Origin of the sequence: Salinirubellus salinus (assembly GCF_025231485.1) — an archaeon.
Taxonomy (GTDB): Archaea; Halobacteriota; Halobacteria; order Halobacteriales; family Haloarculaceae; genus Salinirubellus; species Salinirubellus salinus.
Window position 1 is genome coordinate 3,260,367 of the sequence record NZ_CP104003.1, and the last position, 12,547, is coordinate 3,272,913.

Annotated in this window: 14 protein-coding genes and 1 tRNA gene; 8 read left to right on the top strand and 7 right to left on the bottom strand. The window is 70.0% G+C overall.

From position 1 onward, the window contains the following. Nucleotides 1–38: 38 nt before the first annotated feature. On the bottom strand, nt 39–1,499 hold the full coding sequence (locus N0B31_RS17175) for a single-stranded DNA binding protein (protein WP_260592842.1): 1,461 nt from the start codon (nt 1,497–1,499) through the stop codon (nt 39–41). 146 nt (nt 1,500–1,645) lie between these two features. Here N0B31_RS17175 and N0B31_RS17180 point away from each other — a divergent pair. The 4 genes from N0B31_RS17180 to N0B31_RS17195 all read left to right on the top strand — a co-directional run bounded on the left by N0B31_RS17180 (nt 1,646) and on the right by N0B31_RS17195 (nt 4,458). Continuing rightward, nucleotides 1,646–1,718 (top strand) — tRNA-Arg (locus N0B31_RS17180). A gap of 236 nt (nt 1,719–1,954) precedes the next feature. Further along, nucleotides 1,955–2,977 (top strand): metallophosphoesterase family protein, encoded by a 1,023-nt coding sequence (locus tag N0B31_RS17185; protein ID WP_260592843.1) that lies wholly within the window; start codon nt 1,955–1,957, stop codon nt 2,975–2,977. After that, nucleotides 2,974–3,714, top strand: a complete 741-nt coding sequence (locus N0B31_RS17190) for a DUF7260 family protein (protein WP_260592844.1) — start codon at nt 2,974–2,976, stop codon at nt 3,712–3,714. Before N0B31_RS17185 ends, N0B31_RS17190 begins: the two co-directional genes overlap by 4 nt. Before the next feature lie 105 nt (nt 3,715–3,819). Then, nucleotides 3,820–4,458, top strand: a complete 639-nt coding sequence (locus N0B31_RS17195) for a DUF309 domain-containing protein (protein ID WP_260592845.1) — start codon at nt 3,820–3,822, stop codon at nt 4,456–4,458. Here N0B31_RS17195 and N0B31_RS17200 read toward each other — a convergent pair. From N0B31_RS17200 to azf, 3 genes are all read right to left on the bottom strand, one after another. Further along, nucleotides 4,455–5,351: a diacylglycerol/lipid kinase family protein gene (locus tag N0B31_RS17200; RefSeq protein WP_260592846.1), complete on the bottom strand. Its 897-nt coding sequence runs from the start codon at nt 5,349–5,351 to the stop codon at nt 4,455–4,457. The two genes, N0B31_RS17195 and N0B31_RS17200, sit on opposite strands and share 4 nt — an antisense overlap. A 57-nt stretch (nt 5,352–5,408) precedes the next feature. Then, on the bottom strand, nt 5,409–6,263 hold the full coding sequence (locus N0B31_RS17205; protein ID WP_260592847.1) for a response regulator: 855 nt from the start codon (nt 6,261–6,263) through the stop codon (nt 5,409–5,411). Between the two features lie 82 nt (nt 6,264–6,345). After that, a complete protein-coding gene (gene azf / locus N0B31_RS17210; protein WP_260592848.1) occupies nt 6,346–7,116 on the bottom strand; it encodes an NAD-dependent glucose-6-phosphate dehydrogenase Azf in 771 nt (256 codons plus the stop codon). A 293-nt stretch (nt 7,117–7,409) separates the two neighbouring features. Between azf and N0B31_RS17215 the strand changes: the two genes are divergently transcribed. Then, nucleotides 7,410–8,438 carry a sensor histidine kinase gene (locus N0B31_RS17215; RefSeq protein ID WP_380628115.1) on the top strand — a complete coding sequence of 343 codons (1,029 nt, stop codon included), beginning with the start codon at nt 7,410–7,412 and terminating at the stop codon, nt 8,436–8,438. 31 nt (nt 8,439–8,469) lie between these two features. On the opposite strand, the gene N0B31_RS17220 is transcribed toward N0B31_RS17215, so the two are convergent. After that, a complete protein-coding gene (locus N0B31_RS17220) occupies nt 8,470–8,931 on the bottom strand; it encodes a peroxiredoxin (protein WP_260592850.1) in 462 nt (153 codons plus the stop codon). Between the two features lie 86 nt (nt 8,932–9,017). On the opposite strand from N0B31_RS17220, the gene N0B31_RS17225 reads away from it, so the two are divergent. From N0B31_RS17225 to N0B31_RS17235, 3 genes are read left to right on the top strand one after another with little or no spacing between them, the layout of a single operon-like run. Continuing rightward, the gene (locus N0B31_RS17225; protein ID WP_260592851.1) at nt 9,018–9,392 is read left to right on the top strand and encodes a DUF7532 family protein; all 375 of its coding nucleotides are present in this window, start codon (nt 9,018–9,020) and stop codon (nt 9,390–9,392) included. After that, nucleotides 9,392–10,801, top strand: coding sequence for a ribonuclease FAU-1 family protein (locus tag N0B31_RS17230; RefSeq protein WP_260592852.1), 1,410 nt, complete (start codon nt 9,392–9,394; stop codon nt 10,799–10,801). The genes N0B31_RS17225 and N0B31_RS17230 overlap by 1 nt, the downstream gene beginning before the upstream one ends. Before the next feature lie 51 nt (nt 10,802–10,852). Further along, the gene (locus tag N0B31_RS17235) at nt 10,853–11,338 is read left to right on the top strand and encodes a PaaI family thioesterase (protein WP_260592853.1); all 486 of its coding nucleotides are present in this window, start codon (nt 10,853–10,855) and stop codon (nt 11,336–11,338) included. 6 nt (nt 11,339–11,344) lie between these two features. Here N0B31_RS17235 and N0B31_RS17240 read toward each other — a convergent pair whose 3' ends face one another. Together N0B31_RS17240 and N0B31_RS17245 are read right to left on the bottom strand one after the other, a co-directional pair. Next, nucleotides 11,345–11,815 (bottom strand): GNAT family N-acetyltransferase, encoded by a 471-nt coding sequence (locus tag N0B31_RS17240; protein ID WP_260592854.1) that lies wholly within the window; start codon nt 11,813–11,815, stop codon nt 11,345–11,347. Then, the gene (locus tag N0B31_RS17245) at nt 11,812–12,390 is read right to left on the bottom strand and encodes a cysteine hydrolase family protein (protein ID WP_260592855.1); all 579 of its coding nucleotides are present in this window, start codon (nt 12,388–12,390) and stop codon (nt 11,812–11,814) included. Before N0B31_RS17245 ends, N0B31_RS17240 begins: the two co-directional genes overlap by 4 nt. Nucleotides 12,391–12,547: the final 157 nt, after the last annotated feature.

Consider the following 12,547-nt stretch of genomic DNA (forward strand, 5'->3'; position numbering starts at 1 on the left):
ATCCCCCGGTCACTCCCGTCTCCACTGGACGGTCACGGTCACCGGACCTCGTCGGCCACGATGCGCTCGCCGTCGCGCTTGCCCCGGACCGTCACCTCCTGCCCGAGTTCGACGGTCGCGCTCGTCTCGACGATGCGCGTCGACTCCCCGTCGTCCAGCATCACCGGGTCGCCCGTCTGGACGACGACGCCGGTGAACTCCTCGACCTCACCGTCTGCCGACTCCTCTGCCGTCGCGGCCGTCCCGTCGGTCGACTGGGTGCCCGAACTCGCCTCCGCGTCCGCGTCCGCGTTCGTCCCGTCCGCGAACGCGTCCAGCCCGGCCGGGTCCTCGCCTGCGTCGTCGCTGGACTCGCCGGCGTCACCCGCCTTCGACCGCCGAGCCGTCGTCGCGTCGCCCTCCAGTCTGAGGACCGTCGAGCGCCACCCGGCGCTCGCCTCCAGGTCCTCCTTCCAGCCGTCCTGTATCTCCACGTCGCCGAGGTACACCTCGTCACCCGGCCCGAGGTCGCGGTCGGCGAGGTCACCCCACATCGCCACGCGGATGTCGCCGGTCTGGTCCTGCACGCGGACGTTCCGGACCTGCCCCTCGCTCCCGTCGTCACGGTCGAACGTCCGCTTGGGGTCCGCAGAGCGAATCACCCCCGCGATGTCGACGGTCGTGTCGAGTTCGAGCGCCGCGATGTCGGTCGTCTCCGGCGTGAAGTCGACCGGTTCGTCGATCTCCTCGACCGCCCCGCGCTCCCCGACGTGGAGTTCGAGGCTCCCGTCCCGCTCGCGGACGTAGCCGTCGACGACCTCGACGCTCGTGCCCGGTTCGAGTTCCTCGGCACGGTCGGCCTGCTCGTCCCAGAGGGTCACCCGCACGCGCCCCGTCTCGTCACCGAGCGTCAGGTTCGAGACCCGCCCCTCGCTCCCGTCGTCCCGCGAGAACGTCCGGATGGCGTCGGTGTCGAGGACGATCCCGCGGAGGTTCACGTCGGACTGGCCCATCGTCAACGAGTCGGCCGTCGCGCTCCCGTCGAGCGAGATGTCGATGTCGACGCTGTCGTCAGGCTCGACGCGACTCGCGGAGACCTCGAGGCCGTTGTAGCCGTCCTTCGGCCGCCCGCCGATGCGGAGCACCTGCCCGCGTTCGAGCGTCTCGTCGGCGCCCGCGGCCTGCTCGTCCCAGAGCGCCACCCGTACGCGCCCCGTCTCGTCCGCCACCTCGACGTTCAGGACCATCCCGTCCTCGTCCTCGCCCTCGCGCTCGAAGGTGCGCACGTCGCCGATGGAGACCACCTTGCCGACGAACTTCACCTCCTCCATCCCGGGTTCGATGTCCGCGATGGTCTCCACCTCACCCTCGGTCAGGTCGTGGGCGATGAGCATCGCCGCCGTCTCCTCGTCCGCGAGCCCCCCCATCTGTTCGACCTTGGCCTCGACCGCCTCGCGGAACTCCTCCAGCGAGACGTCCTCGGTCTCGAGGTCCTCGTAGATGTCCTCGATAGCACCCATAGTTAGCGGAGGGTGGGAACTGCCGCGATTAAGTGTTGTCGTGTGGGCATCGTGGGCCGGGGTGTGTCGGCATGCTATGTGAAGGTTCGGCGGGGGCGCGCGTGGACCGCAACCCATATACGACGAAACCCGGAATGTGTAGTTGAGTCCCGATAGGGTAGTGGACTATCCTCTTGGCTTGCGGAGCCAGGGACCGGCGTTCAAATCGCCGTCGGGACGTTTCTGTTTCGAGCCACCCAGCGAGCACCGCGTAGCGTGTGCTCGCGTCGGCGGGACGTCTCTGTTCCCAGCACCCCTTCGAGCCCCGCCTGGCGCACGACTCCGCCGGGGGCTGCTACCCCCAGCGGAGCGACCCGTGCCACCTCTATATACCGCTCCCCAGTCGTCCGCGACGTTCGAAGCCCGATATATAGCAAATACGACGGCTTATGTGGGGGCCACGAGGCGCTTCGCCTATGGTTCCTGACACGCACGCCGTCGGTCGGTCGGGGCCGGTGCTGGCCCACCTCGACCGGCCGCGGACGCCCGAGCGGACGACGCTGGCGGTGTTCGCCGACGCCCACCTCACCGCCGAGGCGAGCGGGACGTGGAAGGTCCTCCACCGCACCGAGGAGCGCCTGCGGGCGGCCGTCGCCGACGCGAACCGTCGCGACGTGGACGCGGTGCTGGTCGCTGGCGACCTGACGAAGGACGGCGCGCCCACGGAGTACGCCCTCACAGACGAGGTGCTCGCGGGCCTCGACGCGCCGTTCGTGGCGATTCCGGGCAACCACGACGTGCCCAAGCCCCGCTGGGACCCGTACGACGCGCCGGACCGCGAGTCGTTCGCCCGCCGGTACGCGAGCGGCCACCTCCCGTTCGTCGAGCGCGTCGGCGGCGTGGACCTCGTCGGGCTGGACTCGGCCTCCAACGCCGACGGGTCGCTCGGCGGCACCCACGAGGGCGAGGTCGGCGCCGACCAGCGCGCGTGGCTCGACTCGGTCCTCCCCGACCTCGAGACCCCGGTCGTCGCCGTCCACCACAACGTCTCACACCCCTCGACGCACGCCGAGGGGTTCCCCGAGAGCGACCTCTATCAGGTGAACGACGCCGACGCGGTGGCGGCGCTGCTGGCGCGCCACGACGTCCCGCTGACGCTCTCCGGACACCTCCACTGGCCGGGTGTGGCCCCGCTCGCCGGTGGCCACGAACTCGTCTGCCCCGCCGTCTGCTCGTTCCCGCAGGCGTACGTCTGTCTCCACGTGGGTCCCGACGGCACGACGGCCGAACTCGTGCCGCTCGCCGACCGTGCCGGACTGGAGGAGGCGTACGTCCACGCCCGCGAGGGGGCCGCACACGGCCGCGGCGTGGCCGCCCGAGCGGACTCCCGACTGCTCGACGAACTCCTGCTGGCCGAGGAGGCTGGCCCACCGCTCGTCCAGCGCGCAGGGCCGCCGAAGCGAGAGGCACCCCACCGCGCAGACCGGGTGGAACCGTGATCACCGAGGCCCGGCGGACGGTGCGTCGCGAGCGCCGTCGCACGGTCGACGAGCGCGAGGCGTTCGACGCGTTCGCCGACGCGGTCCGCGACATCCCGGTCGACGGCCCGCAATCCGGCGTCCGCGTCGGGGCGCGACTCGCCACGCCCGACGCCGCGAGTGCTGCACGTGCCGTCCGCGAGGCGTACGAACGGACCGTGATGGCCGTCCCACACTACCACGAGGAGTACGACGACACCTACGCCGAGAGCCTCGAGGCGGAGCTGGGGCCGACGGTCGCGGCGGCCGCGACCGGCCCGCGTCTGACCGCGGCCGCGAAGTCCGGCCTCGTCGACGCCGCACTGAACGCCCGTGCGGACCGCGCCCGGTTCGTGGAAGCGCTCGACGTCGAGGACGAGACGCTCCGTGAGGCCGACGACCGCCTCGGCGAGCTACTGGCCGAGGCCGCCGAACTCGACACCGAACCGCTCGAGGACCTCCGGTTCGGGTCGCTCGACGCCATCCGGACCCGCCTGCAGACGCTCGAACGACACGCCGAGGCGGTGGGTGCCGACCGGCAGGCCACCCTCCGCGAGCAGACCGACGACCTGTCGCTCCCCGACTGTGCGCCGGACCTCCCCACCTACGTCTACCAGGACCACGAGGTGACCTACCCGGTCCTCGCCACGGTGGCACGGACCGCCACAATCCTCCAGCGCATCCGCGAGGACGTCGAGCGGTCGATGGCACGGGTCTGAGTCCGGCCGTGCTACTCGCGGCTTCGCCGCTCGCTGTCTCGGCGGTCTCACTCCGTTCGACCGCCCTGGCGACACGCCTTTCTTCCTGCCAGCGCTTCGCCAACCGTGACCGACGCCGTCGACGTCCCCGCCCACCTGCGCGCGGGGGCCGCCCTCTACACCGCCGGCCGCTTCCACGCTGCGCACGACCCGTGGGAGCACGCGTGGCTCGCCGTCCGTGACACCGCACCCGACGACGCGGCCCTCCTCCAGGGGCTGATACAGACCACCGCCGCGCTCCACCACGCCCGCGCCGGGAACCGCGAAGGGGCGACCGGCCTCGCCGGGAGCGCCGCCGACTACCTCGCCGGAGTCCCCGACGACCATCGCGACGTGGACCTCGACCCCATACGGGCGTTCCTCCCCGGCCTCGCGGCGTCGCTCGACGCGGCGGGCACCCCGCCGCCGCTCCACATCGACGGCCGCGAGTGGACGCTCGCCGACCTCGAACTCCCGGCGGCCGGTCCCGCGGCCGTCGCCCTCGCCGAGGACGAGGGGTTCGACGAGTCGCCCGTCGAACGGGCCGTCACGTTCGCGTGGGCCGACCTCGCCGACTCGCCCACCTCGGCGTTCGCCGACGCGATACTGGCGTTCGTCGCCGGGACGGGCGCGCCGCGGACGGTGGCGTACGACCGCCTCCGGCGACGGGTCGAGGAGCGACAGGCGAAGGAGGACGACGTCTCGGGGCTGTTCGACACCGACTAGGGCGAGGGCTCGTACGTCGGCCCGACCCGCACGTCGAGCGTCTGGCGCCGACAGTCGAGGTGGAGCGACTCGTGTTCGGAGAGTTCGCCGTCTCGCGAGAATCGGACCGGCCCATCGCTGACGATGTCCACCTCGTCGGCGCGGAAGTGGGCGACCCCCTCGGTCCCGCGTCCGAGGATGCGGTGGGTGACCGCCTCGATGGCGAGGTTCCCCGCCGGCATCCGCTCGACGACGGCCACGTCGAACAGGCCGTCCTCCATGTCGGCCTGCCCACCCTCCTCGACGAACTTCCGGGCGTTACCGACGAGGACGCACATCGCGTCGCCCTCCCAGTGTTCCGTCTCGGCGCCGGCGCGGGCCTCCAGTTCGAGGTGGAGCCCGTCGAACTCCAGGGCCTCCTGGACGCCGGTGACGACGAACGCCAGCGTGCCGAGTCGTTCCTTCAGGTCGCCGGAGGCGGCCGTGCTCGCGTCGGCCGGGAGGCCGGCGATGCACGAGACGAGGAACGGTTCGCCGCCGGCGACCCCCACGTCCACGCTCCTGACCTCGCCGTCGTCGGTGAGGTCGAGTCCGTGTCGCGTGTCGCGGATGCCGAGGGTGCCGGCCAGCAGGTTCGCCGTCCCCGCTGGCACCACGTCGAGGGTCACCTCGCCGAGGTGCTCCTCGGCGGCCAGTCCCCGGAGCACCTCGTTGATGGTGCCGTCACCGCCGCAGACGGCGAGTTCGCCAACGCCGTCGCGGGCCGCCTCGCGGGCCAGTTCGACGCCGTGTTCGGCACCCTCGGTCTCCCAGACGGCGAACCCCTTCGCCCGAGCCTTCCGGCGCACCCACTCGGCGTGGGTTCCGGTCCCCGAGACGGGGTTCACGATCAGCGTCCGCGTGCCGACCTGCATGGCTCGGCGGAGGACGGGGGGCTACGTAGACGTAGTGGTTGCACTCGCCAGCCGTGGTCAGTCGACCTCGGCCTCCGTGTCGACTTCGGCCCCGGCCCCAGCGCCCGAGTCCGGACCACTAGCCGCGTCGGGCTCCCGTCCGGCCTCGGCCGGTTCGGCCGTCCCCTGCTCGGTCGTCTCCTGCCCGGCCGGCAGTTCGCTCACGGCCACCAGCAGTCGCCCGTCGTCGAGTGCCTGCACCAGTTTCGACTCGGTGAACCTCGTCCCGTCGGCGCGGCAGCCCTCACTGCGGCCCGACCACTGTCCGCCCGCCTGCACAACCGGGAGGATATGTGAGCGGACGTGCTCGGCCGCCGACTCGGGGTGGAGGTCGGCCCAGTGTCGACCTCTCACCTCCTCGGCGGTGTAGCCGTAGAGCGCGGCGTACTCCTCGTCGACGGTCTCGAACCGCTCGTCACGGCCGATGACCGCCACCCGGTCCAGCTCCACGTCTGCCTCGTCGTCGAACGCGCCGTCGCCGTCCGCCAGCGCGTGGTTCACCCGCCGGACCAGCATCGTGTACTGGTCGGCCCCGAACCCCTTCTCGAGGAAGTCCGTCACCCCCGCTTCGACGACGCGGCCGGCCACGTCGCTGGCCTCCCCGCTCGCGAACAGCACCACCGGGACCCCCGGCTGGTACTCGCGGACGGTCTCGACGAATCGGATGCCGTCCATCCCCGGCAGCCGCGAGTCGCTCACGACGCAGTCGAACCGCTCGCCGCCTTCGAAGCGCTCCAGCGCCGCCATCGGGTCGGTCGCCGTCGTGACACGCGCGTCGATCCCACTCCCCTGTCGCTCGAGGTACTCGGCGACGAGTTCCACCTCGTCGCGGTCGCCGTCGACCAGCAGTACCGTCGGCTGCGCTCCACCCATCTCTCGCTGGGGTAGGCCAACGGTCACAATGAGTTTAGTGTTCCGTTTCAGTGCTGAACGGCCGGTAGGAATCCTCGAACGGTCAGTCTCCGTCGACGACCCGCTCCTCGCCCTCGAAGTGCGCGGAGTTGTCCTGCGGGTCGTAGCCGAGGACCTCCTTCGCCCGCTCGAGGGAGTAGTACTTGCGGTCGTTGTCGGAGATGCCGTAGACGATCTCGTAGTCGTACGCCGCGTCGATGGCACACTGGTGGAGGTGCGCGCAGTCGCGGTGGCTGAGCCACATCGCCTGCCCGCGCTCGTAGTCGATGGGTGGGTGGCCCTTCGTGAGGTTGCCGATGCGGATACAGCAGACCTTGAGGCCGTGCTCGTCGTGGTAGAAGCGCCCGAGCGTCTCGCCGGCGGCCTTCGAGACGCCGTAGAAGTTACCCGGTCGGGGGAGTTCGGTGCCGTCGAGTCGGAACTCGTCGTGGGCGCGGTAGAGGTCGGGTTTGCGCTCGGTCTCGTAGTGGCCGACGGCGTGGTTCGAGGAGGCGTAGACGAACTTCTCGACGCCCGCGTCCACCGCGGCCTGCATGATGACCTTCGTGCCGTGGATGTTGTTCTCGAGCACCGAGTCCCACGGGGCCTCCGGGCGCGGGTCGCCAGCGAGGTGGATGATGGTGTCGATACCCTCGCAGGCCTCGGCCATCAGCTCCTCGTCGACCACGTCGCCGACGAGGTAGGGGTGGTCCGGCTCCTCGGGCGGCGGGTTGTGGAACAGGAGTCGCCAGTCGTACTCGTCGGCCAGCCCGTCGAGGATGGCTCTCCCGACGCGCCCCTTGGCCCCCGTCAACAGCACGCTTTCCTCGTCCATGTGGGCTCTCGGCCGGGGAGACGGGCAGGCCGAGTAAGAAACGTGCGGTTCGGCCGGCGTGCCGGGGTCGTATCAACGCGAGCGAACTACCTGAGGGGCTACGGTACCTTCTCCCCACGTGATCGGCACCTTCTGGATGCTGGACGAACCGCTGTTGTCCGAGTAGCATCTCTCAGAATCCCTCTACTGTACAGAGCGTACGCACTGACTTCCCCAATACTTTTGATGGCTGCTTAGTTACGTTTTAGTGAAAAGTGTATCTCGTTACCATACTCTTCGGGTGACTCCCGAGAATGTTCTCACCCCCCCAGTTCATCGAAGACATGGATATCGGGATCGTGGCCCACGACCCCGAGACAGGTGCGTTCGTCTACGCGAACTCCGTCATCGAGGACCTCTACGGCTACTCGTCCGACACGTTACGGACGATGTCGGTGGGCACTCTGAGTGCGGAGGGGTTCACGAATAGCGAAGCGTTCGAACGCATCCGCGCTGCCAGCGAGGGGGACTCACAGGAGTTCACGTGGCAGATACAGCGGGCGTCAGACGAGATTCTCTGGATCAGGGTCAGACTCGTTCGAACGACACAAGATGACACGCCGTACGTGGTCGGCCACGTCCAGAACATCACGGAGTTCAAGGTCCGTGAACGCCGGCTGAAGCTCCTCCAGCGGATCACGCGCCACAACCTCCGAAATCAGGTCCAGGTTATCCACGGGATGACCGAGGAGTTGCTCACCGACATCGACTCCCCACAGCACCGAGACGACATCGAGCTAATCGGGGAGGCGACCGACAACCTGCTGAACCTGACGGAGACCGTCGACTGGCTGAAGTCCTTCACCAAGGAGGAGAAGACCGTCCGACGACCGGTTCGACTCGAGCGGCTCGTCTCGGACGTAATCGACGCCTACCGGCGCGAGTACCCCAAGGTCGGCTGGGTGGTCCACTACGAGGACGACTGTTGGGTGACGACCGACGATGGGCTACGGTTCGCGTTCAAGGAGGTGGTCCAGAACACGGTCGAGCACAATCCCCCCGACAGCCTCCAGGTCCGGGTCACGGTGCGAGAGACGTCCCAGGACGGCCTCGCGGTCCTCCGCGTCGAGGATACCGGACAGCCGATCCCACAGATTGAGGTCGACGCCCTGGAGGGGATGTACTCCTCCGACCAACTGAACCACGGTATCGGTACCGGCTTCTGGGTGATGAACCACATCGTCCAGACGCTGGGCGGCCGCCTGTCCATCGAGTACGACGAGAGCTTCGGGAACCGGGTCGAGTTCTTCCTCCCGCAGGCCGAGCCACCGGCGACCACCTGATCTCCGGACGGGACAGTGTCAACCCCAGTGCCTACAGGTCGTCTGTGCCATCCAAGTCGGCCAGAATCTCCTCGGCGTGCCCCTCCGGGTCGACACCCTCGTACGCGAGGACGACCTCGCCGTCGCGGACGACGTACGTGTTCCGGAAGACGCCGTCGAAGGTCTTGCCGAACATGTTCTTCTCGCCGTAGGAGTCGTACGCCGTCGAGACGGTCCCGTCCTCGTCCGAGAGGAGGTCGACGGGCAGGTCGTACTCCTCGGCGAACGCCGCGAGGTCCGCCACGGGGTCGTCGCTGATGCCGAAGACGGGGACGCCGCGGTCCTCGTACTCGCTCCAGTGGTCGCGGAACGAGCAGGCCTCCGTGGTACAGCCGGGGGTGTCCGCGCGGGGGTAGAAGTAGACGACGGCGAGTCCCGACTCCGGGAGTGAGACGGCCTCGTCGTGCTGGTTCGGGAGCGTGAACTGGGGGGCGTCGGTGCCGGGTTCGAGCATGGTAGGGGTGCGCGAGCGACCGTCAAACCGGTTGCGTTCCGGGTCCCGACCACAAGGTTTGGGTCGGCCACGCCCGAACTCGGCGTATGCACTTCGACCAGCGCGAACAGGCCGCGCTCCGCGACGCCGGCCTCTCGACCGAGGACCTCCAGGCCGCCTCGGACCACGTCGCCGCGCTCGTCCGCGAGGACGCCGCCGACCTGCAGGCGTTCTTCGACGCCCACGACACGCTCTACTCGGACCTGTCGACGGCTCACTCCGCGAACGACTACCAGACTCACGAGGCCCCGACGCTGGACCTCTACACCCACGCGGCCGACCTCCGCGGGTGGGTCCGCTTCGAGAACTGGGGCGTCTACGTCGAGGACGGCCGGACGCTCACCGACACGATGGTGGAGTTGACGCTCGGCCCGACGGTCCACGACCGGGTGAAGTTCGCCACCGACCCCGGTGAGCTGTGATGGCCGGGGATGACGACCCTGAGACGCCTGTCTCCGTACAGGTCCGCGGTATCTACACTACCGCCCTCACCCACCTGTTCGAGTCGAACGGCGAGACGCGCGTGGTCCGCGCGAGCGAACCCATCCGCGACCGGTTCGACGCCGAGTTCGCCGTCCACCCCGAGGACGTCGTCGTCGACACCACCGGGGACCGGCAGGGGGTCGGCGTCACGGGCGACCCGGACGCCGTCGCGTCCCTCGACGACCACCTCCGGGTCGGCGTGGACACGCTCGCGTGGGACGACCCGGCCCCCGCCGGGGCGGTGTTCGACGGCGTCGTCACCGACACGCTCGGGAGCGGCGCGGTGCTGGAACTCGACGACGAGAACACCGAGGGGTTCCTGCCGTACGACGCGGCCGACGACTACGTCGAGGAGGGGGCCGTCATCCGGGTGCAGGTCGACGACCCGAAGCCGCCCTGGGAGAGCGACCGTGCCGGCCTGACGACCGACCTCCGCGTGGACGGCGGCCTCGTCGAACTCCGGCAGGGGCGCTCGGCCGACACGGGTGAGGCGGCCCGCCTCGCCTCGCTGCTGAACGTCGACCCCCCCGAGGGCTGGGGGCCGCGCTGGGCCTACGGCTCGGACGAGGCGGGGATGGACGCGCTCCGCACCTCGCTCGAACGGGCCGCCGAGCGCACCGAGGCGCTCGAGACGGCGCTCGTGGACGCCGACCCGGACGCCGCCCCCGCACGCCGCCACGCGCCCCGGGCGACGCGGTGGTACTGGTTCGGCCGCGAGTCACGGTTCGCGCTCGACGGGCACCGCCGCGCGGTGACGACGACGATGCCGGGCCACCACCGGACGAAGGCGGCCCACAGTGACGCGAGCGCCGCCGTCGACTTCGCGGAGGCGGTCTGTGAGCCGGAGGGGGAGTTCCCGTTCGCGGCCGTCACCCGGCAGTTCGGCCCCCGGGAGGGGGACCGGGTCGGCATCGGCCACGGCAAACCGGAGGGTCGGCTCATCACGCTCGGGCGCGGCGAGGTCACGGCGTACGACCCCGAGGGCGGTATCACGCTCGAACGCGAGATGTCCCCCGGCGGGAGCTACGACGCGCTGGGCGTCCGCCGCGAGGCCGGCGACGTCGCCGTCACGAAGTTCCGCGAAGGTCGCTGGTGGTACGCGACGGTCTACCGCGACGAGGCGGGCGAGACGAAGGGGACCTACGTCAACGTCTGCACGCCGCTCGAGATCTTCCCCGACAGCGTGCGCTACGTGGACCTGCACGTCGACGTGGTGCGGCACGCCGACGGGACGGTGGAGCGCGTCGACGACGACGAACTCGACGCGGCCGTCGAGGCGGGCTACGTCCCCGAGGCGCTGGCGGAGAAGGCGCGGGACGTGGCGAGCCGGGTGGAGAACGCGCTGTAGGTCGGCACTCGCCACGAACGACTAAAGCCGCCCCCGTGCGAGGCGGCGGGTATGGTCACCGACAGAGAACCCCACGACGTCCCCGAGGGCTCGGTAGACGCGCTCCAGCACTACTTCGACACGCAACACGAGTTCCTCTCGTGGCTCGGCATCGAGGTCGAACAGCTCGGCGACGGGAAGGCGGTGATGTCCATCCCGTACCAGACGAAACTGACGAACAAGCCGCCCTCCGGGCAGGAGAGCGAGGGGCGCGACCCGATCCAGGGCGGGGTCGCATCCACGCTCGTCGACGTGGCCGGCGGGATGGCGCTCCGGCCGTACCTCGACGACCCGCTCGAGGACAGCCTCGCCACCATCAACCTGAACGTGAACTACCTCCGGCCGGCGACGGGCGACCTGCGTGCTGAGGCACAGGTCGTCCGAGCCGGTGGGTCGGTCGGGGTCTCGGAGGTCCTCGTCACGAGCGAGACGCCCGACGGCGCGGAGGAGGGTATCGCGTACGGGACCGGCGCGTTCCGGCTGTTCAGCGGCCGCTGAGCCGACTCAGAGCGACTTCTCGAACCCGAGGACGGTGTACCCCATCGCCTGCCGGCGCCCCGTCTCCGCGTAGCCACGCGAGGCGTACAGTTCGCGGGCCGCCGCCTGCTGCTCGGTGGTCTCCAGTTCGACCCGCTCGTAGCCCGCGTCGCGGGCGAACGCCTCCAGTTCTGCGACGATTCGGTCTCCCAGCCCCTCGCGGTGGTGGTCCGGGTCGGCGGCGATGCGGACGAGTTCGACGGTGCGGTCGTCGACCCGCTTCGCCCCTCCCATCGCCACCACCTCGTCGTCAGACTCGAGGACGTAGAACGTCCCGCCGGCGTCGTGGAACGTCCCCTCCACGTCGGCGAGGTAGTTCCCCGGCACGTCCTCCGGGTCGCTCCCGACGCTCGCCATGGCCCGCCGGTGGAGCGCCACGAGCGCCTCGCGGTCGGTGTTCGTCGCCTCGCGCAGCGAGGCCGCACGCTCGCGGCTCACGCGAACCTCAGGTCGTCGCTCGTCGTCACCTCGCCGAACAGCCACTCGGCGTGCGAGAGCGCGTACTCGCGGTGGTCGTCCTCGATAGCCCCGATACAGTCCTCGACGAGGACGGGCCGGTAGTCCCGGAGCCCGGCACTCCCGGCCGTGTGGAGGACACAGACGTTCGCCAGCGTCCCGCAGATGGCGAGGTTCCGGATGCCGCGGGCCGAGAGCCAGCCGTCGAGTTCGGTCTCGTGGAACGCGTCGTAGGTGTGTTTCTCGACGACGTGGTCCTCGGGTCGGACCGGGAGTTCTCCGACGATCTCGGCCTCCCACGACCCCTCGAGGACGTGTTCGCCCCACTGCTCGAACTCGTCGTAGTAGTGCGCGCCGTCGAACTGCTGGGGTGGGTGGACGTCCCGGGTGTAGACGACCTGCACGCCCGCGTCACGGGCCTGCTCGACGAGTGCGGCGACCGGGTCGATGGCCGCCTCGCTCCCGGGCGCGTAGAGCGCCCCGTCGGGCTTGCAGAAGCCGTTCTGCATGTCCACGACGACGAGGGCCGTGCTCTCGGCGTCGAGTGCTGTCGGCATGTCTGTGTGTTGGAGCCTCCCGGAGATGAGCGTTTGGTCGCGAGGGTGGGTGCGTTTCGGGTCCGGGCGTGGTTCTGCCTCCCATGGTATCGAGCGTGTGTGGTGATTCTGTGGTGTCGAGCGGGGCGTCTAGCGCGGTACGACTGAACCGCACAGC

Coding starts and splice junctions, on each gene's coding strand:
- N0B31_RS17220 (WP_260592850.1), bottom strand. CDS start 8,931: ATGCTCGAACCCGGCACCGACGCCCCCCAGTTCACGCTCCCGAACCAG.
- N0B31_RS17245 (WP_260592855.1), bottom strand. CDS start 12,390: ATGCCGACAGCACTCGACGCCGAGAGCACGGCCCTCGTCGTCGTGGAC.
- N0B31_RS17185 (WP_260592843.1), top strand. CDS start 1,955: ATGGTTCCTGACACGCACGCCGTCGGTCGGTCGGGGCCGGTGCTGGCC.
- N0B31_RS17175 (WP_260592842.1), bottom strand. CDS start 1,499: ATGGGTGCTATCGAGGACATCTACGAGGACCTCGAGACCGAGGACGTC.
- azf (WP_260592848.1), bottom strand. CDS start 7,116: ATGGACGAGGAAAGCGTGCTGTTGACGGGGGCCAAGGGGCGCGTCGGG.
- N0B31_RS17215 (WP_380628115.1), top strand. CDS start 7,410: ATGTTCTCACCCCCCCAGTTCATCGAAGACATGGATATCGGGATCGTG.
- N0B31_RS17200 (WP_260592846.1), bottom strand. CDS start 5,351: ATGCAGGTCGGCACGCGGACGCTGATCGTGAACCCCGTCTCGGGGACC.
- N0B31_RS17235 (WP_260592853.1), top strand. CDS start 10,853: ATGGTCACCGACAGAGAACCCCACGACGTCCCCGAGGGCTCGGTAGAC.
- N0B31_RS17230 (WP_260592852.1), top strand. CDS start 9,392: ATGGCCGGGGATGACGACCCTGAGACGCCTGTCTCCGTACAGGTCCGC.
- N0B31_RS17225 (WP_260592851.1), top strand. CDS start 9,018: ATGCACTTCGACCAGCGCGAACAGGCCGCGCTCCGCGACGCCGGCCTC.
- N0B31_RS17205 (WP_260592847.1), bottom strand. CDS start 6,263: ATGGGTGGAGCGCAGCCGACGGTACTGCTGGTCGACGGCGACCGCGAC.